Raw genomic sequence first — 25353 nt, 5'->3', positions numbered from 1 at the left:
CCATGAAAAAAATCGACGTTAAAATTTTAGATCCGCGTATCGGCAGCGAATTTCCGTTGCCGAGTTATGCCACCCCCGGCTCAGCCGGTTTGGATCTGCGTGCTTTGTTAGAACAGCGGCTCACTCTGAATCCGGGCGAAACCAAGCTGATTCCGACCGGCTTATCAATTCACGTTGCCGATCCCAATCTGGCGGCGGTAATTTTACCCCGCTCCGGTTTAGGACATAAAAACGGTATCGTGCTAGGTAATTTAGTCGGCTTAATCGACTCCGATTACCAAGGTCCGTTGATGGTCTCGCTGTGGAACCGCGGCAAAGAACCGTTCACGGTGGAAGTCGGTGACCGCATTGCCCAGTTGGTATTTGTGCCGGTGGTGCAAGCCGAGTTTAATCTGGTGACGGAATTCGAACAAAGCGAACGCGGTGCAGGCGGCTTCGGGCATTCGGGAAAAAGCTGATTCGATGAGTAACACAGTCAAAACCCCGGCAATAAACAGCGAAAAACGCAGCATTAAAGAACGGCGTAAGCAAGTGCTAACGGTACTGTCACATCTGTTGCATTCGGAAAAAGGCATGGAACGGATCACCACCGCCCGTTTGGCAGCGGAAGTGGGCGTATCCGAAGCCGCACTTTACCGCTACTATCCGAGTAAAACCAAAATGTTCGAAGCGCTGATCGATCTGATCGAAGAGAATTTACTCCACCGTATCAAACAATCGATCAAAAACGATACCGATACTGTGACACGCATTCACAATATTATGCAGATGATTCTGGATTTTGCGCGCAAAAACCCGGGCATGACGCGGGTGTTAAGCGGGCATGCTTTGATGTTTGAAGATCCGGCGCTCAAAGTGCGGATCGTCAAATTTTTCGACGGGCTGGAACTCCAGTTTAACAATATTCTGCAAATGCAGCGTCTGCGCGGCGGTAAAGCCTTTGCCATTGACGAAAAAGTGATTGCCGCCCATTTGGTTACCTTTTGTGAAGGGCAGTTTTTACGCTATGTGCGCACTAATTTCCGCCGCAGTAGCCACGCCGAATTTACGCAACAATGGCCGCTATTTGCGTCCTTGCTAAAATAGGGTTACTATGCTGATTCCTTGGCAAGAATTAAATGCGCAAACCCTTGAGAATATTCTCGAGTCTTTTATTTTGCGCGAAGGCACCGATTACGGTGTTACCGAACTCACGCTGGCGCAAAAAAAAGAACGACTGAGGCGCCAATTAGAAACAGACAATGCGGTACTGGTGTGGTCTGAATTGCACCAGTCAATTGATATAAAAGATAAGAGAGTATTTTTACAAGGCAAATAAACCGCCTAAAATTACGGTCGCCATAGTTAAAAGAGGTATCTATGCAAGAGCAATTCACAACAAAACCAACTTCACCGGATCCAACGCTGGAATGGTTTCTTTCTCATTGTCATATCCACAAATATCCCGCAAAAAGTACCTTAATCCATGCCGGCGAAAAAGCGGAAACCCTGTATTATCTGATCAAAGGCACGGTGTCGGTCTCGATTAAAGATGAAGACGGCAAAGAGATGATCCTCTCCTATCTCAATCAAGGGGATTTCGTCGGCGAAATCGGCTTGTTCGAAGAAGAAAGCGAACGCACCGCTTGGGTTCGCGCCAAAACCACCTGTGAAGTGGCGGAAATTTCTTATAAAAAATTCCGTCAATTGATTCAAATTAACCCGGAAGTATTGATGTATCTTTCCGAACAATTGGCAAGACGCTTACAGCACACCTCGAAGCAAGTCAGCAATCTGGCGTTTCTGGACGTGACCGGACGTATCGCACAAACCTTACTTAATCTGGCGAAAATGCCGGAGGCGATGACCCACCCGGACGGCATGCAAATCAAAATCACCCGTCAGGAAATCGGGCAAATCGTAGGTTGTTCGCGCGAAACCGTCGGCAGAATTCTAAAAATGTTGGAAGATCAAAACCTGATCTCCGCCCACGGCAAAACCATTGTGGTGTATGGCACGCGTTAATTGAATTGCTTTTCTATCAATGCCTCTGTTCGAGGCATTTTTTCCGCCTCAAAAATAATAATAATTTCTATTTGTAAAACAAACCGCACTTCTTTATGATAAGCCTTATTTGCAATATATCTTTAAGGCAATCAGTATGAAAAAAGACGAAGTCGGACATAACTTCCTCGCCCGTTTGGGCAAAACCCGTCTGCGCCCGGGCGGACGGCGCGCCACCGAATGGCTGATTGAACGCGGCAATTTCAGTGCGGAAACGCAAGTGTTGGAAGTGGCGTGCAATATGGCGACCACTGCAATCGGTTTGGCAAAACAATACGGCTGCCAAATCGAGGGGATTGATTTGGACGAGCAGGCATTGATTAAAGCCGAAGCCAATATTCAGCGCCACGGCTTGCAGAATAAAATCCATGTGCGCCGTGCCAATGCTACCAAATTGCCGTTTGTCGACAACCGTTTTGATGTGGTGATTAACGAAGCGATGTTGACCATGCTGCCGTTGGAAGCAAAACGCAAAGCAATCAGTGAGTATTTTCGCGTGCTGAAACCGGGCGGCGTTCTGCTGACTCATGATGTAATGCTAACGCGTGATAAAGATCCTGAAATATTGGAAAAACTACGCCATGCGATTAATATTAGCGTCACACCGTTAAGTCAACATAATTGGTTGGAGTTATTCCGTGAGTGCGGTTTTGCCCGCTGTGAGTCGATTCATGCCCGCATGACCCTGCTGTCACCGAAAGGCATAATTTATGATGAAGGTATAAATGGCACACTAAAAATTATACGCAACGCACTGAAAAAACAAAATTTTCCGACCTTTAAGAAAATGTTCAAGCTGTTTAATGATCCGCAACAGCGACTGAATTTTATCGCAGTGGCGAGTTACAAGCCCGAATAACCCTGCCCAGACCGCACTTTTATTGCTAAAAGTGCGGTTTGAGGTTAGTTAACGTGGGTTATCGGTTAGATAACGATAATACCGGTTTGGATATAAACATCGTTAGATGTATCTGTTCCTGCTGTTGAATGGTGGTAAATATCATAGCTTACGCCATCTACATTGGTTGTACTTCCTTTAGTCCAACGACCTGTGCCATCATTGAGGTTGCTACTGCCTACAGAATCATTATTCCAATTATTCTGACCTAAATCGACTTTACTTCCAGCCACACCTCTAATATACAGTGGACCATCATTAGTCGTATCACGCAGCAAATCAGAATAACGGATATCAACCGAGTTACCTGGATTTTTCATTTCAATCACTTCAAAGCCTTTGAATTGTGATGAACCTAAATTCGTTGGATTATTGGTACTACCAGTATGCGTATTGGTGATAGTCGTCAAGATCAAGGTATCTTTACCTTCACCACCGTCGATCGGATTTGTACTCGAAATAGTTGTACCGCCCCAAGTGACAATATCATCACCGGCACCCATTGAGATGGTTGGATTTCCAGCACCAACTCCCAATTGGGATTTAATCGTTAATGAATCATTGCCGCTACCGAAAGTAATACTTGAAGCATTATTTACACCTTCCGTAGTCAGAACGTTATTACCATCACCCATATTAATCTGTGTACCGCTTTGTACAATGCCTTTAATGGTTACGGTATCATCACCGTTACCCATATTAATTGTAGAGTTATCGACGTAACTTCCAACAGTCATCTCATCATTTCCACCTCCAAGATAAATTTTTGAGTTAGTTACCGTCGTTCCGACAGTAACAATATCAATACCATTATCCGCACCATCATCTTTAAGATTCGGCGCTGTTTCTGTATCATATTGATACTTATTATCAATTAAATACCCTGTTGATGTTACCTTTCCTCCAATCACTATAGATGATGTAATATCTTTATCAATATTTAATTTATCATTTCCAGCACCTAAGATAATGATACTATCCTCTCGCAATGTACCCGCTTCAGAAAGACCTGTATTTGTTTCTTTACCATCCAAACTCTGATCTGCTTTCAGTGCAATACCAGTATCTGTTAGAGAAACTATGTCATCACCTTCTCCCATATTAATAATGGTTTTATCAGCAACAATGCCCCCTTGTAAAATCAGCGTATCGTTTCCAGCTCCCGTTAATATAGTTGCATTTTGAATATCATCACGATCATTAAAAATACTAGAAAAATCCCCTACAATAATAGTATCGTTTCCATCTCCTGAAGTAACCCAACTTCTGTTAGTTCCTCCAATAATATCATTACCAATCAGTAAAGTATTATTACCATTTCCAAGAGCAATCCCGCCGTCCATATTGTTACTGCCCACACTTTGAGAAAGTTTGACATAATCATCACCTTCTAAAGTAGAAAGTACAGCACCTCTTTCGATATTTCCTTCCCCTAATCCCGTTACAGCGCTACCATTTTCGTTATACCCCACCAAAACCTTATCTTCATTATTACTCGTAAACTGGTAGCTTTGATTGTTAGTATCCTGAGAAAAATTCTGCCCGGATGAATCAACACCGTTAGTATTATTGTATAAATGTGGGATTGCCAACACATTATTCACGGTGAAATCGACGGTAATCGCATATGATTTCAAATTGGTTTGATCGACCGCAATAATGTTATAATTGTCAAACTGATTTGTGGACGTTTCATAATCATTGCTGTCAACTTGGCTGAGTTTACTGTTTGTGCTGATTAACGCGCCACCACCGGATACCGTCAAATAAATCTCGCCTTTTGTATTAATCGCATATTTACCGTCTTCACTTCTGGCACTCATAGCGCCATTAGTGTGAACAAATAAATATTCTTTGATTTTATTATCCTCATCTGTCGCAGCGATTGTTGCGATCGGATTTTTGATTAAATGATTTTCAAAATACTTGAATGAAGCTGTTGCTTGACTAAATACCGGCTGGAACAACACATTAGTTTCAACTTGCGTTATCTTGCCGTTAGTGTCATGAGCAATCAATTTTGAACCGAAAAGCAAAAACTTTTTCTCAATTGTCACTTCACCGCTTTTAGGATCAACCGATAATCCGCTCGGTTTGCTATTTTGTATTCTATCGCTCCTGATCCATTGGTTCTCTACATTTTTTGTCAGTATCACTGTTTGCGCTTCGCCTTGGCTATCCGTCAACTGAATCTTCAATTCCGTTGAATTTTGCTGTGACGGCGCAATCTTCAGTGCGCCATTCATCGCCCAAATTCTCGGCATATCTGTCGGTTGATTTTCGGCAAACGATTTCAAACATAAATTTTTATTATTTGCCATTCTATTCACTGGCATAGTCGGCTCTCCTGTTTCATTGTTAATCATTTATGCAAAAACATTCAAAATAATAACCAATAGTTATAATTTTGAATTGGAATTAAAATTATCAGGTTTTAGCGACAATAACCGCAGGTTTTACATAAAAGATCATTACCATCAATAAAATAGACAGCCGGAACTTTCCATATACAACATATCAATAATCTTTGATTATTTTTTTGTTTTTCAAACCCTGTAAAAAACCGCACTTTTATTGCTAAAAGTGCGGTTTGAGGTTATTTAAAATAGGTTATCGGTTAGATAACGATAATGCCTTGTTGGATATAAACATCGTTATCAGAACTACTGGCTGCACTATTATGACGATATATATCGTAAGTGATTCCCTCAACTGTCGTCGATGACTGCTTAACCCAACTACCATTGTAATAACTATTTCCAACAGCACCATTATCCACTAAGCTAATCTTAGCCACTCCGTCATTATTCCAATTACTTTGTCCTAAATCAACTTTATTTGTGCTTCCTCCCATAACATAGAAATTACCTTCACGAGTATTATCATTAAACAAATCACCATAACGAATATCTAAAACTGCTTGATTTTTCAGTTGAATCTGTTCAAAGCCAGTGAAATTAACTGTAGAAATATGAGAGATCACATCATTACCTGAAGCAACATTGCTATCTACAATTAATTTATCAATACCTGTTCCACCAAGCATTTTACTATTAAACGAGCCAAGATCATTATATCCCATCCCAGCATTACCACTCCAAGTCAAGGTATCATTACCGGCTCCCATATCGACTAATGCAGAGCCATCTCCTCGTCCAAACGTTTTAGTGATAGTCACAGAGTCATTACCATCTCCCATATAAACTTTTGAGTTATCACGAATCTGGTCAACAATAAGGGTATCATTTCCCCCACCTAAATCAATTTTGGAAGAGTAATACATAATCCCTTTTCCGTTCCGACTGCCATCAGCATTGACCCCTAAAATAACAGTGTCATCTCCAGTTAAAGAGGATATTCCTGAATCTTTAACATCTCTAGGATTCCCTATTGGTGTATACGGAGAGCTATCTAGTGCAATCGGTGTATTTGCGGTATCTCCGATAATCGTAGCATCCTGTAAATAATTATAGGTAGTTAATGTATCATCACCAGCCCCTAAAATAATAGTACTGTCATAAATATGCCCCCCAAAATCCCTACCAGTATAGGTAGCTTTAGCGTCTAAACTTTGATCTGCTCGTAAAGCGGTTCCATTATCAGTAATTATAATAGAGTCATTGCCACTTCCCATATCAATAATACTGCTAGATTTAACATCGCCCCCCTGTAAACGTAAAGTATCATTACCAGCTCCAGTTAGTATTGTTGCATTTTGAATATCATCACGATCATTAAAAATACTAGAAAAATCCCCTACAATAATAGTATCGTTTCCATCTCCTGAAGTAACCCAACTTCTGTTAGTTCCTCCAATAATATCATTACCAATCAGTAAAGTATTATTACCATTTCCAAGAGCAATCCCGCCGTCCATATTGTTACTACCGACACTTTGAGAGAGCTTAACATAATCATCTCCGTCTAGCGTATTCAAAACAGCGCCTCGTTCAATATTACCAATACCTAAACCAGTTTCTGCTTTTCCTGCTTCATTATAACCAATCAAAATTTTATCAGAGTTTTCACTAGTAAATTGGAAATTCTTATTAGCTGTATCAGCAGAAGCAATAGTTCCCTCCCAATTAGCGCCATTTCTATCATTTAAGTCCACCCATAATGTCCTAATTGCCAATACATTTTGTACTGTAAAATCAACATCAATAGGCTTAGATTTCAAACCAGTTTGATCAATCGCAATAACCTTATAAGGACCAAATTTATTTGGAGCGGTTTCAAAATCATTACTATCTCTAGTACTTATGTTTGCTGACGTTGAGGTTAGCCCCCCTCCATTCTCAGTTAAGGCAAACTCTCCACCACTGGATATTAAATAACGCCCATCTTTACTGATATTAGTCTCTGTACCATCATCATTCAAAAAGCGATATTGTACAACCTGATTATCTTTATCGGTGGCAGTAACTTTTCCTAAGACATCACTTATCAAAGAGTTTTCAAAATATTCAATCGAAGCTATTCTCTCGGCAAACACTGGATTAAATAACAATTTTCTACTTGCATCTGCAATATTGCCCGCATTGTCCTCCAACTTCACTTCCACAGTTGAACCAGATTGAATGACTCCCTCAGCAAAAGTCATTTTTCCAGTTTTAGAATCAAATGTTCCAGCAGGTTGTGGACCACTAAAAGTAAAGTTCCAATTTCCATCAGTACCTTTTGTAGAGACAGCTGTTTGTTTGTTACCTGCAGTATCAAAGTAAAAAGTAGTTAATTTATAAGCTTGTTGATCGTTCGTTTCAACAGTAACAGTACCATATCCCTCCTGATTAATAATTGGCTGTTCAGCTGAAAGATTTACAATAAATGGCTTTCCTTCTGTCCATTTTGTAGGATCCGCCGGCGTAGCTGTACTTGCATTACCTGCTGCATCAACCGCCATAACTAATGGAAACTTTTGACCATCGCTCATATCTTTAGTAATTTTAATACTAAATTTACCTGTATCATTAGCCTTATCAGCATAATAAGAGCCATCAACATAAATTCTCACCGTAGTACCTGGTTCAGTAACCCCCTCTAAAGTCGGTTGTTTAACATTAGTAATATTATCTGTATCAGAGTACCCACTATCGGATATTTGGGCTAATTTTAATTCTGGTATTACAGGTGGAGTTTTATCAATAAAGACATCATTCAAACTACCAACTACAGAAGACTGCCCATCTTTATTTTGACGAACTAAGATAGAAGGATATGTTCCCTCCGCTAATTCAAAAGTAGCAGTATTTCCTGTAATCCCTGGAATTACTATCCAAGTATTACCACCATCAATACTGTATTCTCGGGTTGTTCCTTCCTCTAAATTAGAAACATTAATCATGCCATTGTTCGTTATCTTATCAGCTGAACTAAATCCAGTATCACTAACTAAAGTAACTATCGGCTGAGCCGGTAAAAGAATTGTAGGCGCTTCAACCTTAACTTCATTCGATTCATTACCATCCGCATCACTGGCTGTCGCTTTGACTTCCGTACTGTCTTTCACCGCCTCTTCAGCAATCGTTACCTTGCCGGTACCCGCTTCCAATGTGACACCTTCAACCGGTGCCGCCAGCTCCCATGTTCCGTCGTCTTTCTTGTTCACGGTCACGGTTTTCTCGGTGCCGTCTTCAGCGGTGAACTTAACTTCAACTGACTTTGTATCTACATCCGCCGGTGGCGTAATGCTGACATCACCGTTATCTTCTGCTGTCGCCGTCGGCGCACTCGGGGCAGTCACATCTTTCGCAACCACGGTCGCATTCGCTGAGTCCTGCGTACCGTCATTGGCTTTTGCCGTTACGGTAGAACCGTCTTTCACTGCGTCCTCAGCAATCGTTACCTTGCCGGTATTCGGGTCTAACGTGACACCTTCAACCGGTGCCGCCAGCTCCCAAGTACCGTCGTCTTTCTTGTTCACGGTCACAGTCTGTTCCGCACCGTTCTCATCAGTAAACTTAACTTCAACTGACTTCGTATCCACATCCGTCGGTGGCGTAATGCTGACATCACCGTTCTCTTCCGCAACCGCACTTGGTGCTGCCGGCGCATTGGTGTCTTTCGCCGTCACTTCTGCCGGTGTAGAGGTATTGCCGTCAACGTCTTTCGCCGTCGCCGTCACTTTACCGTTGTCTTTCACCGCACTTTCGTCAAGTGTTACCTTGCCGGTATTCGGGTCTAACGTGACACCTTCAACCGGTGTCGCCAACTCCCAGGTACCATCGTCTTTCTTGTTCGCCGTCACCGTTGCTTCCGTACCATCCGGTTTGGTGAATGTCACTTCAACCGACTGCGTATCATCATCCGTCGGTGGCGTAATGCTGACATCGCCGTTCTCTTCCGCAACCGCACTTGGTGCTGCCGGCGCATTGGTGTCTTTCGCCGTCACTTCTGCCGGTGTAGAGGTATTGCCGTCAACGTCTTTCGCCGTCGCCGTCACTTTTCCGTTGTCTTTCACTGCGTCCTCAGCAATCGTTACCTTGCCGCTGTCAGTGTCTAACGTGACACCTTCAACCGGTGCCGCCAACTCCCAAGTACCGTCATCTTTCTTGTTCACGGTCACAGTCTGTTCCGCACCGTTCTCATCGGTAAACTTAACTTCAACCGACTTCGTATCCACATCCGCCGGTGGCGTAATGCTGACATCACCGTTCTCTTCCGCTGTCGCCGTCGGCGCACTCGGGGCAGTCACATCTTTCGCAACCACGGTCGCATTCGCTGAGTCCTGCGTACCGTCATTGGCTTTTGCCGTTACGGTAGAACCGTCTTTCACTGCGTCCTCAGCAATCGTTACCTTGCCGCTGTCAGTGTCTAACGTGACACCCTCAACCGGTGCCGCCAGCTCCCAAGTACCGTCGTCTTTCTTGTTCACGGTCACGGTTTTCTCGGTGCCGTCTTCAGCGGTGAACTTAACTTCAACTGACTTCGTATCTACATCCGTCGGTGGCGTGACAGTAACACTGCCGTTCTCTTCCGCAACCGCACTTGGTGCCGCCGGTGCAGTCGTGTCTTTCGCCGTCACTTCTGCCGGTGTAGAGGTATTGCCGTCAACGTCTTTCGCCGTCGCCGTCACTTTACCGTTGTCTTTCACCGCACTTTCCGCAAGCGTTACCTTACCGGTATTCGGGTCTAACGTGACACCCTCAACCGGTGCCGCCAACTCCCAAGTACCGTCGTCTTTCTTGTTCACGGTCACAGTCTGTTCCGCACCGTTCTCATCAGTAAACTTAACTTCAACTGACTTCGTATCCACATCCGTCGGTGGCGTAATGCTGACATCACCATTATCTTCCGCAACCGCACTTGGTGCTGCCGGCGCGGTCACATCTTTCGCAACCACGGTCGCATTCGCTGAGTCCTGAGTACCGTCATTGGCTTTTGCCGTTACGGTAGAACCGTCTTTCACTGCGTCCTCAGCAATCGTTACCTTGCCGGTACCCGCTTCCAATGTGACACCTTCAACCGGTGCCGCCAGCTCCCAGGTACCGTCGTCTTTCTTGTTCACGGTCACGGTTTTCTCGGTGCCGTCTTCAGCGGTGAACTTAACTTCAACTGACTTCGTATCTACATCCGTCGGTGGCGTGACAGTAACACTGCCGTTCTCTTCCGCAACCGCACTTGGTGCCGCCGGTGCAGTCGTGTCTTTCGCCGTCACTTCTGCCGGTGTAGAGGTATTGCCGTCAACGTCTTTCGCCGTCGCCGTCACTTTACCGTTGTCTTTCACCGCACTTTCCGCAAGCGTTACCTTGCCGGTACCCGCTTCCAATGTGACACCTTCAACCGGTGCCGCCAACTCCCAAGTACCGTCGTCTTTCTTGTTCACGGTCACAGTCTGTTCCGCACCGTTCTCATCAGTAAACTTAACTTCAACTGACTTCGTATCCACATCCGTCGGTGGCGTAATGCTGACATCACCATTATCTTCCGCAACCGCACTTGGTGCTGCCGGCGCGGTCACATCTTTCGCAACCACGGTCGCATTCGCTGAGTCCTGAGTACCGTCATTGGCTTTTGCCGTTACGGTAGAACCGTCTTTCACTGCGTCCTCAGCAATCGTTACCTTGCCGGTACCCGCTTCCAATGTGACACCTTCAACCGGTGCCGCCAGCTCCCAGGTACCGTCGTCTTTCTTGTTCACGGTCACGGTTTTCTCGGTGCCGTCTTCAGCGGTGAACTTAACTTCAACTGACTTCGTATCTACATCCGTCGGTGGCGTGACAGTAACACTGCCGTTCTCTTCCGCAACCGCACTTGGTGCCGCCGGTGCAGTCGTGTCTTTCGCCGTCACTTCTGCCGGTGTAGAGGTATTGCCGTCAACGTCTTTCGCCGTCGCCGTCACTTTACCGTTGTCTTTCACCGCACTTTCCGCAAGCGTTACCTTACCGGTATTCGTATCTAGCGTGACACCTTCAACCGGTGCCGCCAGCTCCCATGTTCCGTCGTCTTTCTTGTTCACGGTCACGGTTTTCTCGGTGCCGTCTTCAGCGGTGAACTTAACTTCAACTGACTTCGTATCATCATCCGCCGGTGGCGTAATGCTGACATCGCCGTTATCTTCTGCTGTCGCCGTCGGCGCACTCGGGGCAGTCACATCTTTCGCAACCACGGTCGCATTCGCTGAGTCCTGCGTACCGTCATTGGCTTTTGCCGTTACGGTAGAACCGTCTTTCACCGCGTCCTCAGCAATCGTTACCTTACCGGTACCCGCTTCCAATGTGACACCTTCAACCGGTGCCGCCAACTCCCAAGTGCCGTCATCTTTCTTGTTCACGGTCACGGTTTTCTCGGTGCCGTCTTCAGCGGTGAACTTAACTTCAACTGACTTCGTATCTACATCCGTCGGTGGCGTGACAGTAACACTGCCGTTCTCTTCCGCAACCGCACTTGGTGCCGCCGGTGCAGTCGTGTCTTTCGCCGTCACTTCTGCCGGTGTAGAGGTATTGCCGTCAACGTCTTTCGCCGTCGCCGTCACTTTACCGTTGTCTTTCACCGCACTTTCCGCAAGCGTTACCTTACCGGTATTCGGGTCTAACGTGACACCCTCAACCGGTGCCGCCAACTCCCAAGTACCGTCGTCTTTCTTGTTCACGGTCACAGTCTGTTCCGCACCGTTCTCATCAGTAAACTTAACTTCAACTGACTTCGTATCCACATCCGTCGGTGGCGTAATGCTGACATCACCATTATCTTCCGCAACCGCACTTGGTGCTGCCGGCGCGGTCACATCTTTCGCAACCACGGTCGCATTCGCTGAGTCCTGAGTACCGTCATTGGCTTTTGCCGTTACGGTAGAACCGTCTTTCACTGCGTCCTCAGCAATCGTTACCTTGCCGGTACCCGCTTCCAATGTGACACCTTCAACCGGTGCCGCCAGCTCCCAGGTACCGTCGTCTTTCTTGTTCACGGTCACGGTTTTCTCGGTGCCGTCTTCAGCGGTGAACTTAACTTCAACTGACTTCGTATCTACATCCGTCGGTGGCGTGACAGTAACACTGCCGTTCTCTTCCGCAACCGCACTTGGTGCCGCCGGTGCAGTCGTGTCTTTCGCCGTCACTTCTGCCGGTGTAGAGGTATTGCCGTCAACGTCTTTCGCCGTCGCCGTCACTTTACCGTTGTCTTTCACCGCACTTTCCGCAAGCGTTACCTTACCGGTATTCGGGTCTAACGTGACACCCGTAACTGGGTTATCCAGCTCCCAAGTACCGTCGTCTTTCTTAGTCGCCGTCACCGTTGCTTCTGTACCATCCGGTTTAGTGAATGTCACTTCAACCGACTGCGTATCATCATCCGCCGGTGGCGTGACAGTAACACTGCCGTTCTCTTCCGCAACCGCACTTGGTGCCGCCGGTGCAGTCGTGTCTTTCGCCGTCACTTCTGCCGGTGTAGAGGTATTGCCGTCAACGTCTTTCGCCGTCGCCGTCACTTTACCGTTGTCTTTCACCGCACTTTCCGCAAGCGTTACCTTACCGGTATTCGTATCTAGCGTGACACCTTCAACCGGTGCCGCCAGCTCCCATGTTCCGTCGTCTTTCTTGTTCACGGTCACGGTTTTCTCGGTGCCGTCTTCAGCGGTGAACTTAACTTCAACTGACTTCGTATCATCATCCGCCGGTGGCGTAATGCTGACATCACCGTTCTCTTCCGCTGTCGCCGTCGGCGCACTCGGGGCAGTCACATCTTTCGCAACCACGGTCGCATTCGCTGAGTCCTGCGTACCGTCATTGGCTTTTGCCGTTACGGTAGAACCGTCTTTCACCGCACTTTCCGCAAACGTTACCTTGCCGGTATTCGTATCTAGCGTGACACCTTCAACCGGTGCCGCCAGCTCCCATGTTCCGTCGTCTTTCTTGTTCACGGTCACGGTTTTCTCGGTGCCGTCTTCAGCGGTGAACTTAACTTCAACTGACTTCGTATCTACATCCGCCGGTGGCGTAATGCTGACATCACCGTTATCTTCTGCTGTCGCCGTCGGCGCACTTGGAGCAGTCACATCTTTCGCAACCACGGTCGCCTCTGCCGAGTCCTGCGTACCGTCATTGGCTTTTGCCGTTACGGTAGAACCGTCTTTCACCGCACTTTCCGCAAGCGTTACCTTGCCGGTATTCGTATCTAACGTGACACCCTCAACCGGTGCCGCCAACTCCCAAGTACCGTCGTCTTTCTTGTTCACGGTCACAGTCTGTTCCGCACCGTTCTCATCGGTAAACTTAACTTCAACCGACTTCGTATCCACATCCGCCGGTGGCGTAATGCTGACATCGCCGTTATCTTCTGCTGTCGCCGTCGGCGCACTCGGGGCAGTCACATCTTTCGCAACCACGGTCGCATTCGCTGAGTCCTGCGTACCGTCATTGGCTTTTGCCGTTACGGTAGAACCGTCTTTCACCGCGTCCTCAGCAATCGTTACCTTACCGGTACCCGCTTCCAATGTGACACCTTCAACCGGTGCCGCCAACTCCCATGTTCCGTCGTCTTTCTTGTTCACGGTCACAGTCTGTTCCGCACCGTTCTCATCGGTAAACTTAACTTCAACTGACTTCGTATCCACATCCGCCGGTGGCGTAATGCTGACATCACCGTTCTCTTCCGCAACCGCACTTGGTGCCGCCGGTGCAGTCGTGTCTTTCGCCGTCACTTCTGCCGGTGTAGAGGTATTGCCGTCAACGTCTTTCGCCGTCGCCGTCACTTTACCGTTGTCTTTCACCGCACTTTCGTCAAGCGTTACCTTACCGGTATTCGTATCTAACGTGACACCCTCAACCGGTGCCGCCAGCTCCCATGTTCCGTCGTCTTTCTTGTTCACGGTCACGGTTTTCTCGGTGCCGTCTTCAGCGGTGAACTTAACTTCAACTGACTGCGTATCATCATCCGTCGGTGGCGTGACAGTAACACTGCCGTTCTCTTCCGCAACCGCACTTGGTGCCGCCGGTGCGGTCGTGTCTTTCGCCGTCACTTCTGCCGGTGTAGAGGTATTGCCGTCAACGTCTTTCGCCGTCGCCGTCACTTTACCGTTGTCTTTCACCGCACTTTCCGCAAGCGTTACCTTACCGGTATTCGTATCTAGCGTGACACCTTCAACCGGTGCCGCCAGCTCCCATGTTCCGTCGTCTTTCTTGTTCACGGTCACGGTTTTCTCGGTGCCGTCTTCAGCGGTGAACTTAACTTCAACTGACTTCGTATCATCATCCGCCGGTGGCGTAATGCTGACATCGCCGTTATCTTCTGCTGTCGCCGTCGGCGCACTCGGGGCAGTCACATCTTTCGCAACCACGGTCGCATTCGCTGAGTCCTGCGTACCGTCATTGGCTTTTGCCGTTACGGTAGAACCGTCTTTCACCGCGTCCTCAGCAATCGTTACCTTACCGGTACCCGCTTCCAATGTGACACCTTCAACCGGTGCCGCCAACTCCCAAGTGCCGTCATCTTTCTTGTTCACGGTCACGGTTTTCTCGGTGCCGTCTTCAGCGGTGAACTTAACTTCAACTGACTTCGTATCATCATCCGTCGGTGGCGTGACAGTAACACTGCCGTCCGCTTCCGCAACCGCACTTGGTGCCGTAACATCAGGACCAGAACCAGTAACTTGTGTAGGATCACTGGTGTTGCCGCTTGGATCGGTGGCGGTTACCGGATAGGTTTTGCCGTCTTCCAATGCCGGGGTCACTACTAAGCTATAGTCGCCGTTTTCATCGGCTTTTGTAGTTACGTCCGCTTTGCCGTCACCGTTGGTATCGATACCGACGGTGGAGCCCGGCTCCGCTTTGCCGCTAATTGTGGTGCTGTCCGCTTTACCGTCACCGTCTTTGTCGCTATTCGTCACGTCGGTGACCGTTGGCGCATTCGGAGCGGTGGTGTCGCCGGTTACATTAGTCGGATTGCTGGTGTTGCCGCTTGGATCGGTGGCGGTCACCGGATAGGTTTTGCCGTCTTCCAATACCGGGGTCACTACTAAGCTATAGTCGCCGTTTTCATCGGCTTTTGTGGTTACGTCCGCTTTGCCGTCACCGTTGGTATCGATACCGACGGTGGAGCCCGGCTCCGCTTTGCCGCTAATTGTGGTGCTGTCCGCTTTACCGTCACCGTCTTTGTCGCTATTCGTCACGTCGGTGACCATTGGCGCATTCGGGGCGGTGGTGTCGCCGGTTACATTAGTCGGATTGCCGGTGTTGCCGCTTGGATCAGTGGCGGTCACCGGATAGGTTTTGCCGTCTTCCAATGCCGGGGTCACTACTAAGCTATAGTCGCCGTTTTCATCGGCTTTTGTGGTTACGTCCGCTTTGCCGTCGCCGTTGGTATCGATACCGACGGTGGAGCCCGGCTCCGCTTTGCCGCTAATCGTGGTGCTGTCCGCTTTACCGCCACCGTCTTTGTCGCTATTCGTCACATCGGTGACCGTTGGCGCATTCGGGGCGGTGGTGTCGCCGGTTACATTAGTCGGATTGCTGGTGTTGCCGCTTGGATCGGTGGCGGTCACCGGATAGGTTTTGCCGTCTTCCAATGCCGGGGTCACTACTAAGCTATAGTCGCCGTTTTCATCGGCTTTTGTGGTTACGCCCGCTTTGCCGTCGCCGTTGGTATCGATACCGACGGTGGAGCCCGGCTCCGCTTTGCCGCTAATTGTGGTGCTGTCCGCTTTACCGTCACCGTCTTTATCGCTATTCGTCACATCGGTGACCGTTGGCGCATTCGGGGCGGTGGTGTCGCCGGTTACATTAGTCGGATTGCCGGTGTTGCCGCTTGGATCGGTGGCGGTCACCGGATAGGTTTTGCCGTCTTCCAATGCCGGGGTCACTACTAAGCTATAGTCGCCGTTTTCATCGGCTTTTGTGGTTACGTCCGCTTTGCCGTCGCCGTTGGTATCGATACCGACGGTGGAGCCCGGCTCCGCTTTGCCGCTAATCGTGGTGCTGTCCGCTTTACCGTCACCGTCTTTGTCGCTATTCGTCACATCGGTGACCGTTGGTGCATTCGGGGCGGTGGTGTCGCCGGTTACATTAGTCGGATTGCCGGTGTTGCCGCTTGGATCGGTGGCGGTCACCGGATAGGTTTTGCCGTCTTCCAATGCCGGGGTCACTACTAAGCTATAGTCGCCGTTTTCATCGGCTTTTGTGGTTACGTCCGCTTTGCCGTCGCCGTTGGTATCGATACCGACGGTGGAGCCCGGCTCCGCTTTGCCGCTAATTGTGGTGCTGTCCGCTTTACCGTCACCGTCTTTGTCGCTATTCGTCACATCGGTGACCGTTGGCGCATTCGGGGCGGTGGTGTCGCCCGCCGGTTCATTACTATTACTACCGCTTCCGCCGCCACCAACAGCCAATGCCACACCGCCAACAACAGCACCGGCCGCCAGTAACCACCACGGGCTAAATACCCAAAACGGGCTAATTTCATGACCACCTAGCGCCTGAGGTGCGGACATTTGCTCTGCCAACATACTAACTGCATCCGAATTTTGTCCTGATTCCGGCACATAGGCATAAATATTGCCATTTTCATGTTCGCCGATAATCAGATTCGTAGAGCCTTCGTCGCTATAATAATCTTCGATAATTACATCCGGCACATTATCGCCGTTTTCTAATAATAGTTGCAGATCATCGCCGACCCGTTTGGCTATAATATTTTGCGGCCCCAAGCCTGTGGCATCTTCAATCAGCTGATAATTTACGTTTTCTTGCGCTTTAATAATTAATGTTTCGCCATTGACAACTTTATAATTAGCAATTTCTGTTTTTGCGCTTAAAACTTTTAATGTGATTGACATAATATAATTCCTATAACAATTAATTTAATAAAATAGTAAAACCCATAACACAAGCAGTTATCGGGTTTGAAATATGTTGAAATATTGAGTGAACGTTATTTTTTACGACCATAAACAACAATATCTACTCGTCTATTGGGTAAATTACACTGTGTTTGGGCGGCAATATCATGCGGATAAAGCAATGCACAATCCTCAACCAGCAGCGACGTTTCTCCGTATCCGACCGCTACAATCGGCAGTGCTACCGCATATTCAGTCAGGATATTACTAATTGATTTAGCCCGTTTTTCAGATAAAAGTTGATTATAATCAGCACGTCCTCTCGGATCGGCATGACCGCTGACTACAATTTGCCCGATATCCTTCGGATCCATTGCGTTTATTTTTTCGGCGAATCGGCGGATATTCTGCTGACCGTCGATCAGCACTTTGTCATAAGCATATTGATTCAATGGAAAAGTGATTTCGGCATTCACTGACGTTGCCGCCAAAATATAGCTATCATCTTGACAGCGCGAGGCCGGCACTCTGGATAATGTTTGGCTTTGCATATTTAAGGCGGATAAGTCTTTCAGTGCAGTTTCCGTTGCAACGAATTCAAAACGTGGCAAACCACTTTTGGAATTTTTAATTTTTATATAAGTGACTTGTTGACTAGGCGAAGCAAATTTAAACCCTTCGGTTCTATTGCCTGCCATTGTATCGCTGCTGAATGAGGCGCTGACTAAGTGTGGTTCGGCACACAATAAGATCGCGCTGAAACCGTTTTCCAGCAGTGAGGTTTGATAGTTTCCGTCGATATAAATATTAATCGCCGGTCCGTTTAATTGCTGCTGTCGATAGAAAACAAGCTGTGTTTGTCCGAGTGGAATATCTTGGGTATTAATATCAACAGATTGATAATTTTCCCATTGTTCCAATGCATGGAGAGGAGGTGAAGATGAATCGGATAAGGAGGTTAAATCAGAAGGCGAAGTCGAACAGGCGCTCAACCCGAATAAAACAAGGCTCAGTGCAAACAGGCGTATTACGGCAATTGATCTCCAACCAATAAACAGGCTGCGCGAGGCTGCGCGAGGCTGCGCGAGGCTGCGCGAGGCTGCGCGAGGCTGCGCGAGGCTGCGCGAGGCTGCGCGAGGCTGCGCGAGTATTATAATGATTTTGTAGCATATATCCTCTTAATTTTGTTTATATTTAACATCTTAATTAATTAAAAAATAATTTAAATATACCTTAATAACTTTGAATCTTGCTTAACGTCTGCTGATAATATCATTTGTAAAATGCGTGTCAATCAAACTTACAGTTAAAACTTACCTCAACTTTAAAAAACGATAAACCCAATCAATAAATCACTTGATTAGGATCTTTTTGTAAACATAAAAAGTGAAATTATCTGCAAAATAACTGCTCATTTAATAAGAATTGCACAAAAAAGACCATTATTTTATAAACATATAAATTTTTAAGAAAAAGACGCTAAGTTAAGCTGAATCTTCCGACAGTGATTTGATTATTAGTAACGCAAGTTGACAAATTTTGTTGTTTTCAGTGCAGCCATACTTTGCTTAACTATGTATACACGACTTTCCAACATGCATTGTCAGCAAAGCAACAACTAATTACAGTGACATTATCTAAAAACATTACATTACTCTCGATAATCTTCTTCAAGAAGTCGAAGTAACGCACATTGAAAATAGGAGAGATAGAATGAAATATATTGAGAGCGCTAAATTAGCTCGATAACTATAATATTAGAAAGTTTCGGTGAATAATAATCGAAAGCCGATTGTGCCACTGTGAATGATTTGACATTTGGTTTTCAAATACTTCAATTAACCATTTAACTTTTTGGAAACAAATTAAAAAATACGCTTCTTCCGCTCAACAGCCACCACTTGCGCTACGTTATATTCGATAAAACAAAACCGGACGTTGAACTGCCAAATACTCATGCCGTACAGCCGTTCGCCGCTTTGTTGCTGTTGGTAGGCTGGGCGCGGATCTTGCTGAATCAGCTCGCGGATAAAACGTTGCAGGTTCGGATAGCGAGGCGTGTACTGCTGAATTTGTTGCAATACTTCGGACAGAAACCGCACTTCGATCGCGCTTGTCGGTTTTTGTTGGGCAAAACCGCTACGCGCATCGGCTTGACTGTCAGCATAAGCAAGATAAGGTTTAATATCAAAAATCGGAGTGTGATTGACGAGATCAATACTGCCGACCTGCAACCGCACTTTGCCTTGGCTGAGATCGATCGCTTTCAATTCCACTTTCGACAGCCCCAACGGATTGGGGCGGTGGGTGGCGCGCGAGGCGAAAACGCCGACCCGTTGATTGCCGCCCAAGCGCGGTGGGCGCACCGTCGGCTGCCACTTGTTTGCGGCAATACGATCAAACTGAAAGATCAGCCACAGATGGCTAAATTGTTCCAAACCGCGCACCGCCTCCGCCTGATTATACGGCGGCAGTAATTCAATCACGCCTTGTCCGTCTTGCACCAAATCCGGTTGGCGCGGCACGGAAAATTTTTCATTATAGGGGGTATGCGCCACCGCAACCGGTTGCAGGGTGAGCGGAGCAAAACAAAATTCAGATGACATTTTTCAGATTCTCGATAAAAAGCGGCAAAATACCTTGTCAAATCAAAACAAGCCGGATATTTTCGCCTATAATAGCACCCAAATCAGTCAAGTGCGGTATAAACCGCTTTTATTATTATCAGGGAATATGAACAAAACCGTTTTTAGAATGTGGCTGGAAACCGCCCGCCCGAAAACCTTGCCGTTAGCGTTGGCGTCGATTGTCACCGGCTCTGCTTTAGCCGCATCCAGTGGCGTCTTTAGCTGGGCAATTACGTTGTTGTCAATTCTGACCGCACTTTTATTGCAAGTGGTATCGAATTTTGCCAACGATTACGGCGATCACCTCAAAGGCTCGGACACCGCCGAGCGTATCGGACCGCTGCGCGGCATTCAGCATGGCGTGATCACGCCAAAACAACTGCGCAACGGACTGATTATCACGATTATTGCCAGTTTGTGTTCGGGTTTGGCATTGATTCTGGTGGCAACCGAAAGTTGGCAGGATCTGCTGGCGTTTTTGCTGTTGGGCGTGTTGGCGGTGATTGCCTCGATTACTTACACCATCGGACGCAAACCTTACGGTTATATCGGTTTGGGCGATATTTCGGTGCTGATGTTTTTCGGTTGGCTCGGGGTCGGCGGCACTTATTATTTGCAAGCGCACCAGATCAACTTTCCAATCTTAATGGTGGCAACCGCCTGCGGGCTATTGGCAACCGCCGTGTTAAATATCAATAATTTACGCGATATTGAACAAGATCGCAAAGCCGGTAAAAACACGCTGGCGGTGCGCTTGGGCGACAAACCGGCAAAAATTTATCACAGCGTGCTAATCGTGGCGGCGATTCTGCTCTATCTTGCCTTCGGCTTATTATATTTTCCACATTGGTCGGGTTGGCTGGCGGCGGCGGCATTTCCTTTACTGCTCAAACACGCTTGGTCGGTGCTACGTGCCAACGACCCGAAACAACTGCGCCCGATGTTGGCACAAATGGCAATGTTGGCGCTGTTAACCAACCTGCTGTTCAGCCTTGGCTTATTACTTGGGTTTTATTGGTAATTTGTTTGTTTACTGTTTATACTAGCCGCAACGGATTTTTCATCAATTAAGGATACCCTCATGCGTATTGATACCTCTGAGTTGTGTGATATTTATCAAGATCAAATCGACGTGGTCGAACCGATTTTTTCCAGTTTTGGCGGGCGCAGTGCGTTTAGCGGTAAAATCACCACTGTCAAATGTTTCGAAAGTAACGGCTTGATCGAAGAAGTATTGGAAGAAGACGGCTTGGGGCGGGTGCTGTTGATTGACGGCGGCGGTTCGGTGCGCCGTGCTTTGATTGATTCCGATTTAGCGCAACTGGCGGTTGATAATGATTGGGAAGGGATTATTGTCTACGGCGCGGTGCGCCAATTGGATATTCTGGAAAGTCTGGATATCGGCATTCATGCGTTGGCGCCGATTCCGGTCTCCGCCGACGATAAAACCATCGGCGAAACCGAGGTGCCGGTGAATTTCGGCGGCGTGTCGTTCTTGCCGGAAGATTATGTCTATGCCGATCTGACCGGGATTATCCTTTCGCCTGAACCACTGGAACTCAACAACCGAGAGGATGACAATTTTAACGATTAACCGCTTGTTCCCTCTGTGACTATCAGCCCGAGCTAATCAAATCAGCCCGGGCTTTTTATTGCCCGATAGGGTGTTCCGTGATTATTTTCTGTTTGAGGTCACATTTTTGACAATTATTTATTTCATTTAGTTAATAAAATCGTAACAGCCTGTTATATTGATAACATTACACTAAATAAGTGTATTCTCCTTCTGGTTGTATTAAAATTAAGGAAACCACGATGATCGATAAAAAAATAAACAAACCGGAGCCGCTACAAAGTGGCATTGAAGATCGCGAATTAAGACGCGGCGGTATCATTTTTCTAGCCAATATTATCCTCTTTTTCCTGCTGCTCAATTTTCTGCCGTTCAATATGAATGAAAATAAGGGGCTGGCATTACTGGTGTTTATCGGTATTCTTTGGTTGACTGAAGCCGTTCATGTGACCGTGACCGCACTTTTGGTACCGATTATGGCAATTGCGCTTGGTTTGGTCACCACCAGCACTGCTTTGGCAACGTTTGCCAACCCGACGATTTTCTTGTTCTTCGGCGGTTTCGCCCTGGCGACCGCACTGCACATTCAGGGCTTGGATAAAATCATCGCCAATAAAATCATGAATTTAGCCAGAGGAAAACTGTTCCTTGCGGTGATTTACCTGTTCACGACCACCGCATTCCTCTCGATGTGGATGAGTAACACCGCCACCGCAGCGATGATGTTGCCGTTGGCGATGGGAATTCTGAGCAAGATGGATAAAAATTCCGATCACAACACCTATGTGTTCGTATTACTCGGGATTGCCTACAGCGCCAGTATCGGCGGGATGGGCACGGTGGTCGGCAGCCCGCCGAATGCGATTGTTGCCTCACAACTTAACATCAGTTTTGCCCAATGGATGTCATACGGGCTGCCGGTGATGATTTTAATGATGCCGTTAATGATCGGTGCATTGTATCTCACCTTCAAACCAAAATTGACCGCCACCTTTGAAAAAACCTTCGAAGAACAAAGCCTGCACCGCAAACAGTATGTCGCATTGGCAATCTTTGTGGTGATTGCCTTATGCTGGGTATTTAGCGGACAAATCAATCCGTTACTCTCCTCATTATTCGGCTTGGAAAAGAATATGGCTAGCTTCGACAGCATTATTGCCCTGATTGCAGCCGTTGCTATCTGTATCAGCCGAGTCGCCGCTTGGGAAGATATCCAGAAAAATACCGACTGGGGCGTGTTGATGTTATTCGGCGGCGGTTTGACCCTAAGTGCGGTACTGCGTGATTCCGGCGCCAGTAAAATCTTGGCGGATATGGTGGTTGCCGCGATTGAGGGAGGACACTTCTATATTATCGGTCTGGTGGTTGCCGCCTTTATTATTTTCCTGACCGAGTTCACCTCCAACACTGCCAGTGCGGCATTGTTAGTGCCGATCTTCATCAGGATTGCCGAAACCTTGGGTATGCCGCCGCTAGGCTTATCACTGATTATCGGTTTGGGTGCCTCTTGCGCCTTTATGTTGCCGGTCGCCACCCCGCCGAATGCAATTGTGTTCGGTACCGGGCAAATCAAACAAAGCGAAATGATACGCGCCGGTGTCCGGTTGAATATCGTCTCGGTATTCATAATTGGCACAATAGCTTACCTGTTCTGGTTTCACTAAACCTTGAATAATTGGTTGAACTGATAAAAAATACCGGCAGTGGCCGGTATTTTTTTATCTAGCTCGATTGTCATCTCAGCGGATTCAACGCATTAATCAGCCGAATCCGGCTGTAATCGGCTAAGTCCGCTAAGCGGATATCCCGTGTCTGAATTTTGCCTTCTGCCAAGAGTTTCGCCCGTTGCGTGCCGTGCAGCAACGGTTGCGCGGGGGTATACCACATACCGTTTTGCAACAACACTAAATTGCCGATGGAACAGTCGGTTATCAAGCCGTGCTTAATAATCATGATTTCGTCGCACTCGCCCCGTTGTGCATACAGCTGATCCAGCAAAGTGCGGTCACTAAATTTGAATTCATAGTCAATGTGATCGCACATCACCGGCTGAAAGGTGCGGAATTCACGCCGCTGATAGGCAAAAAACCGCACTTGCTGTTCAGTCGCGTTGTAATCGATACGGCAACGGACTAAACCGTGCTGAAATTCACGTGGGACTTGAATGGCGGCTAAATCCAACATTTGCGTGGTCTGTTGCCGATAATATGTCGCTAACGCCTGTTGATAACGCCGTTGATGATACGCCAAATTTTGCAGTTCGCCGTCTTGCACCGCGATGGTTTCAATGAGCGGCAACATTAGGCAACCTTATGTTTCGTAATCGGGATATACACTTTTTGCAACAACTCCTGATACTCCTCTTCCAACCGGCTTTGGGTGGTAATGCCGCCGCCACTGCGGAACAGCAAGCCGTTTTCCGTCTGTTCAAGGTAGCGGATCAAAACCGCACTTTGCAGATTTTCCCCGTCAAACACGCCGAAAATACCGCTGTAATAACCCCGTTCACCTAATTCGGCTTGGCGGATAATATCAATCGTTTTCTCTTTCGGCGCGCCGCTGATCGAACCGGCGGGCAGCAGTTTTGCCACGATTGTGCCAATCTCGTCTTGCCAGTTGTGGCGCAAATTGCCGCAAATTTCCGAGCTTGTTTGCAAAATCGTGCCTCGCTCAGTATGCAGTTTTTCTACATAACGAAAACGGCTGACTTCAATCCGCTGCGCCACCAATGCCAAATCATTACGGATTAAATCGACAATCGTATTATGCTCCGCCAGCTCTTTTTCGGAATTGAGCAACTGCCGTTCGGCCTCGGGCAAGGCGGCGTCAATCGTGCCTTTCATCGGGTAAGAATAGATTTTATCGGCGTGGGTGCTGACAAAGGACTCCGGCGAAAAACAGACAAAGTGCGGTTCAAACAGCAATTTAAAGCGTGCACGACTGAATTGGAAAATTTGGCGCAGGTTGTAATTGCATTCCAGCGCGGTCGGATAGGTTAAATTCAGCAAATAAGTGTTGCCCGCCTGTAGCTGCTGCCGAACCAAATCAAACCCTTGTCGATAACGCGCGATAGCGATCGGGGTCGTCTGAATCTGCAGCGGCTGTTGTGGCGCTGGCAGCTGCCAATCACGGTTGCTCTGCCCCTCAATCTCAAAATAGAGACCGTGCCGTTTGGCTTCGGCTAGCGGCACGATCAGCGGTTTTTGCTGTTCAAAATCAATCAGAAACAGAAAAGGTTCACGCTGTTTGCCGAAGGCGTTGGCTTGTTCAATCCAATGTTTCACGCGGATTTTCCTATTGGCGTCAACAGCAAGTGCGGCAGACCGCACTTTAACAACAGCTGTGCGGTTTCATAAATCGGCAAGCCCATAATGCCGCTGAAACTGCCGCTGATATGGCGGATAAACAGGCTGCCGAAACCTTGAATCGCAAACGCCCCGGCTTTGTCCATCGGTTCGCCGCTGGCGATATAGGCTTGGATTTCCTGCTCGCTCAGTTCGGCAAAAGTCACGTCATTGGTTTGCAGCACGCTGTGGCTTTCGCCTTGAAAGTAAACACACACGGCGGTCAGCACTTGATGGGTGGTGCCGGACAGCAAACGTAAAATCTCGGCGGCGTGGGCGGCGGATTCCGGTTTGCCTAAAATATGCTGTTCAAAGGCGACAGTGGTGTCGGCGGTCAACAACGGAAATTCCGGCTCACGCGCCAACACTTGGCGCGCGCGTTGATTTTTCTGCTCCGCCATGCGCAACGCATACTCCTGCGCACGCTCGCCCGGCAGTGGCGTTTCGTCGATTTCCGCCTCGACTTTGATTAAATTTAAACCCAACTCTTGCAACAACTGCCAACGGCGCGGGCTGCCGGAGGCTAAATAGAGGCTGTTCTGCATTATTTTCACACTCAGAAAACGAAAAGTACCTTATTTTGCTTTATAATTTCCAGA

The 25353-nt window shown here is 47.5% G+C and carries 15 protein-coding genes; 8 read left to right on the top strand and 7 right to left on the bottom strand.

Translation table 11 applies throughout. The features are described from left to right. The first annotated feature begins 2 nt into the window (after positions 1-2). The 5 genes from dut (at position 3) to ACQ31U_RS05635 (ending at position 2902) form a co-directional block, all read left to right on the top strand. Complete coding sequence (dut, locus tag ACQ31U_RS05655; RefSeq protein WP_431054100.1) at positions 3-458, top strand: dUTP diphosphatase; 456 nt, start codon at positions 3-5, stop codon at positions 456-458. A 4-nt stretch (positions 459-462) separates the two neighbouring features. After that, entirely contained in the window at positions 463-1086 is a 624-nt protein-coding gene (slmA, locus tag ACQ31U_RS05650; protein WP_431054099.1) for a nucleoid occlusion factor SlmA, read from the top strand. Between the two features lie 7 nt (positions 1087-1093). Further along, positions 1094-1318: a YheU family protein gene (locus ACQ31U_RS05645; RefSeq protein WP_431054098.1), complete on the top strand. Its 225-nt coding sequence runs from the start codon at positions 1094-1096 to the stop codon at positions 1316-1318. 41 nt (positions 1319-1359) lie between these two features. Then, positions 1360-2004 (top strand): cAMP-activated global transcriptional regulator CRP, encoded by a 645-nt coding sequence (gene crp / locus ACQ31U_RS05640; RefSeq protein ID WP_431054097.1) that lies wholly within the window; start codon positions 1360-1362, stop codon positions 2002-2004. A gap of 136 nt (positions 2005-2140) precedes the next feature. Then, a complete protein-coding gene (locus tag ACQ31U_RS05635) occupies positions 2141-2902 on the top strand; it encodes a class I SAM-dependent methyltransferase (RefSeq protein WP_431054096.1) in 762 nt (253 codons plus the stop codon). A 65-nt stretch (positions 2903-2967) separates the two neighbouring features. Here ACQ31U_RS05635 and ACQ31U_RS05630 read toward each other — a convergent pair whose 3' ends face one another. The 4 genes from ACQ31U_RS05630 to tsaA form a co-directional block, all read right to left on the bottom strand. After that, the gene (locus ACQ31U_RS05630; RefSeq protein ID WP_431054095.1) at positions 2968-5277 is read right to left on the bottom strand and encodes a beta strand repeat-containing protein; all 2310 of its coding nucleotides are present in this window, start codon (positions 5275-5277) and stop codon (positions 2968-2970) included. Between the two features lie 281 nt (positions 5278-5558). Next, positions 5559-17207 carry an Ig-like domain-containing protein gene (locus tag ACQ31U_RS05625; RefSeq protein ID WP_431054094.1) on the bottom strand — a complete coding sequence of 3883 codons (11649 nt, stop codon included), beginning with the start codon at positions 17205-17207 and terminating at the stop codon, positions 5559-5561. 95 nt (positions 17208-17302) lie between these two features. Further along, positions 17303-18130: an OmpA family protein gene (locus tag ACQ31U_RS05620; RefSeq protein ID WP_431054093.1), complete on the bottom strand. Its 828-nt coding sequence runs from the start codon at positions 18128-18130 to the stop codon at positions 17303-17305. A 945-nt stretch (positions 18131-19075) separates the two neighbouring features. Continuing rightward, the gene (tsaA, locus tag ACQ31U_RS05615; protein WP_431054092.1) at positions 19076-19816 is read right to left on the bottom strand and encodes a tRNA (N6-threonylcarbamoyladenosine(37)-N6)-methyltransferase TrmO; all 741 of its coding nucleotides are present in this window, start codon (positions 19814-19816) and stop codon (positions 19076-19078) included. Between the two features lie 127 nt (positions 19817-19943). On the opposite strand from tsaA, the gene ACQ31U_RS05610 reads away from it, so the two are divergent. The 3 genes from ACQ31U_RS05610 to ACQ31U_RS05600 all read left to right on the top strand — a co-directional run bounded on the left by ACQ31U_RS05610 (position 19944) and on the right by ACQ31U_RS05600 (position 23074). Continuing rightward, complete coding sequence (locus tag ACQ31U_RS05610) at positions 19944-20858, top strand: 1,4-dihydroxy-2-naphthoate polyprenyltransferase (RefSeq protein ID WP_431054091.1); 915 nt, start codon at positions 19944-19946, stop codon at positions 20856-20858. A 60-nt stretch (positions 20859-20918) separates the two neighbouring features. Then, positions 20919-21431, top strand: a complete 513-nt coding sequence (gene rraA / locus ACQ31U_RS05605; protein ID WP_431054090.1) for a ribonuclease E activity regulator RraA — start codon at positions 20919-20921, stop codon at positions 21429-21431. Positions 21432-21652: 221 nt separating this feature from the next. Next, entirely contained in the window at positions 21653-23074 is a 1422-nt protein-coding gene (locus ACQ31U_RS05600; protein WP_431054089.1) for a DASS family sodium-coupled anion symporter, read from the top strand. Positions 23075-23144: 70 nt separating this feature from the next. On the opposite strand, the gene ACQ31U_RS05595 is transcribed toward ACQ31U_RS05600, so the two are convergent. Genes ACQ31U_RS05595 through ACQ31U_RS05585 form a run of 3 tightly spaced genes read right to left on the bottom strand, consistent with a single transcriptional unit; the run spans position 23145 to position 25299 of the window. Beyond that, entirely contained in the window at positions 23145-23711 is a 567-nt protein-coding gene (locus tag ACQ31U_RS05595; protein WP_431054088.1) for an aminotransferase class IV family protein, read from the bottom strand. Beyond that, positions 23711-24694: an aminodeoxychorismate synthase component I gene (locus ACQ31U_RS05590; protein ID WP_431054087.1), complete on the bottom strand. Its 984-nt coding sequence runs from the start codon at positions 24692-24694 to the stop codon at positions 23711-23713. The genes ACQ31U_RS05595 and ACQ31U_RS05590 overlap by 1 nt, the downstream gene beginning before the upstream one ends. Further along, positions 24691-25299, bottom strand: a complete 609-nt coding sequence (locus tag ACQ31U_RS05585) for a Maf family protein (protein WP_431054086.1) — start codon at positions 25297-25299, stop codon at positions 24691-24693. Before ACQ31U_RS05585 ends, ACQ31U_RS05590 begins: the two co-directional genes overlap by 4 nt. Positions 25300-25353: the final 54 nt, after the last annotated feature.

It is taken from the genome of Testudinibacter sp. TW-1 (genome assembly GCF_050613185.1).
In the GTDB taxonomy this organism is placed as follows: Bacteria; Pseudomonadota; Gammaproteobacteria; order Enterobacterales; family Pasteurellaceae; genus Chelonobacter.
The sequence above is the reverse complement of the archived record's forward strand: the minus strand, read 5'-3'. Positions and strand labels throughout refer to the sequence as shown.

What these genes read in the sequence shown, in the direction of transcription:
- dut (WP_431054100.1), top strand. Translation starts at nt 3, where the DNA reads ATGAAAAAAATCGACGTTAAAATTTTAGATCCGCGTATCGGCAGCGAA.
- slmA (WP_431054099.1), top strand. Translation starts at nt 463, where the DNA reads ATGAGTAACACAGTCAAAACCCCGGCAATAAACAGCGAAAAACGCAGC.
- ACQ31U_RS05645 (WP_431054098.1), top strand. Translation starts at nt 1,094, where the DNA reads ATGCTGATTCCTTGGCAAGAATTAAATGCGCAAACCCTTGAGAATATT.
- crp (WP_431054097.1), top strand. Translation starts at nt 1,360, where the DNA reads ATGCAAGAGCAATTCACAACAAAACCAACTTCACCGGATCCAACGCTG.
- ACQ31U_RS05635 (WP_431054096.1), top strand. Translation starts at nt 2,141, where the DNA reads ATGAAAAAAGACGAAGTCGGACATAACTTCCTCGCCCGTTTGGGCAAA.
- ACQ31U_RS05630 (WP_431054095.1), bottom strand. Translation starts at nt 5,277, where the DNA reads ATGCCAGTGAATAGAATGGCAAATAATAAAAATTTATGTTTGAAATCG.
- ACQ31U_RS05625 (WP_431054094.1), bottom strand. Translation starts at nt 17,207, where the DNA reads ATGTCAATCACATTAAAAGTTTTAAGCGCAAAAACAGAAATTGCTAAT.
- tsaA (WP_431054092.1), bottom strand. Translation starts at nt 19,816, where the DNA reads ATGTCATCTGAATTTTGTTTTGCTCCGCTCACCCTGCAACCGGTTGCG.
- ACQ31U_RS05610 (WP_431054091.1), top strand. Translation starts at nt 19,944, where the DNA reads ATGAACAAAACCGTTTTTAGAATGTGGCTGGAAACCGCCCGCCCGAAA.
- rraA (WP_431054090.1), top strand. Translation starts at nt 20,919, where the DNA reads ATGCGTATTGATACCTCTGAGTTGTGTGATATTTATCAAGATCAAATC.
- ACQ31U_RS05600 (WP_431054089.1), top strand. Translation starts at nt 21,653, where the DNA reads ATGATCGATAAAAAAATAAACAAACCGGAGCCGCTACAAAGTGGCATT.
- ACQ31U_RS05595 (WP_431054088.1), bottom strand. Translation starts at nt 23,711, where the DNA reads ATGTTGCCGCTCATTGAAACCATCGCGGTGCAAGACGGCGAACTGCAA.
- ACQ31U_RS05585 (WP_431054086.1), bottom strand. Translation starts at nt 25,299, where the DNA reads ATGCAGAACAGCCTCTATTTAGCCTCCGGCAGCCCGCGCCGTTGGCAG.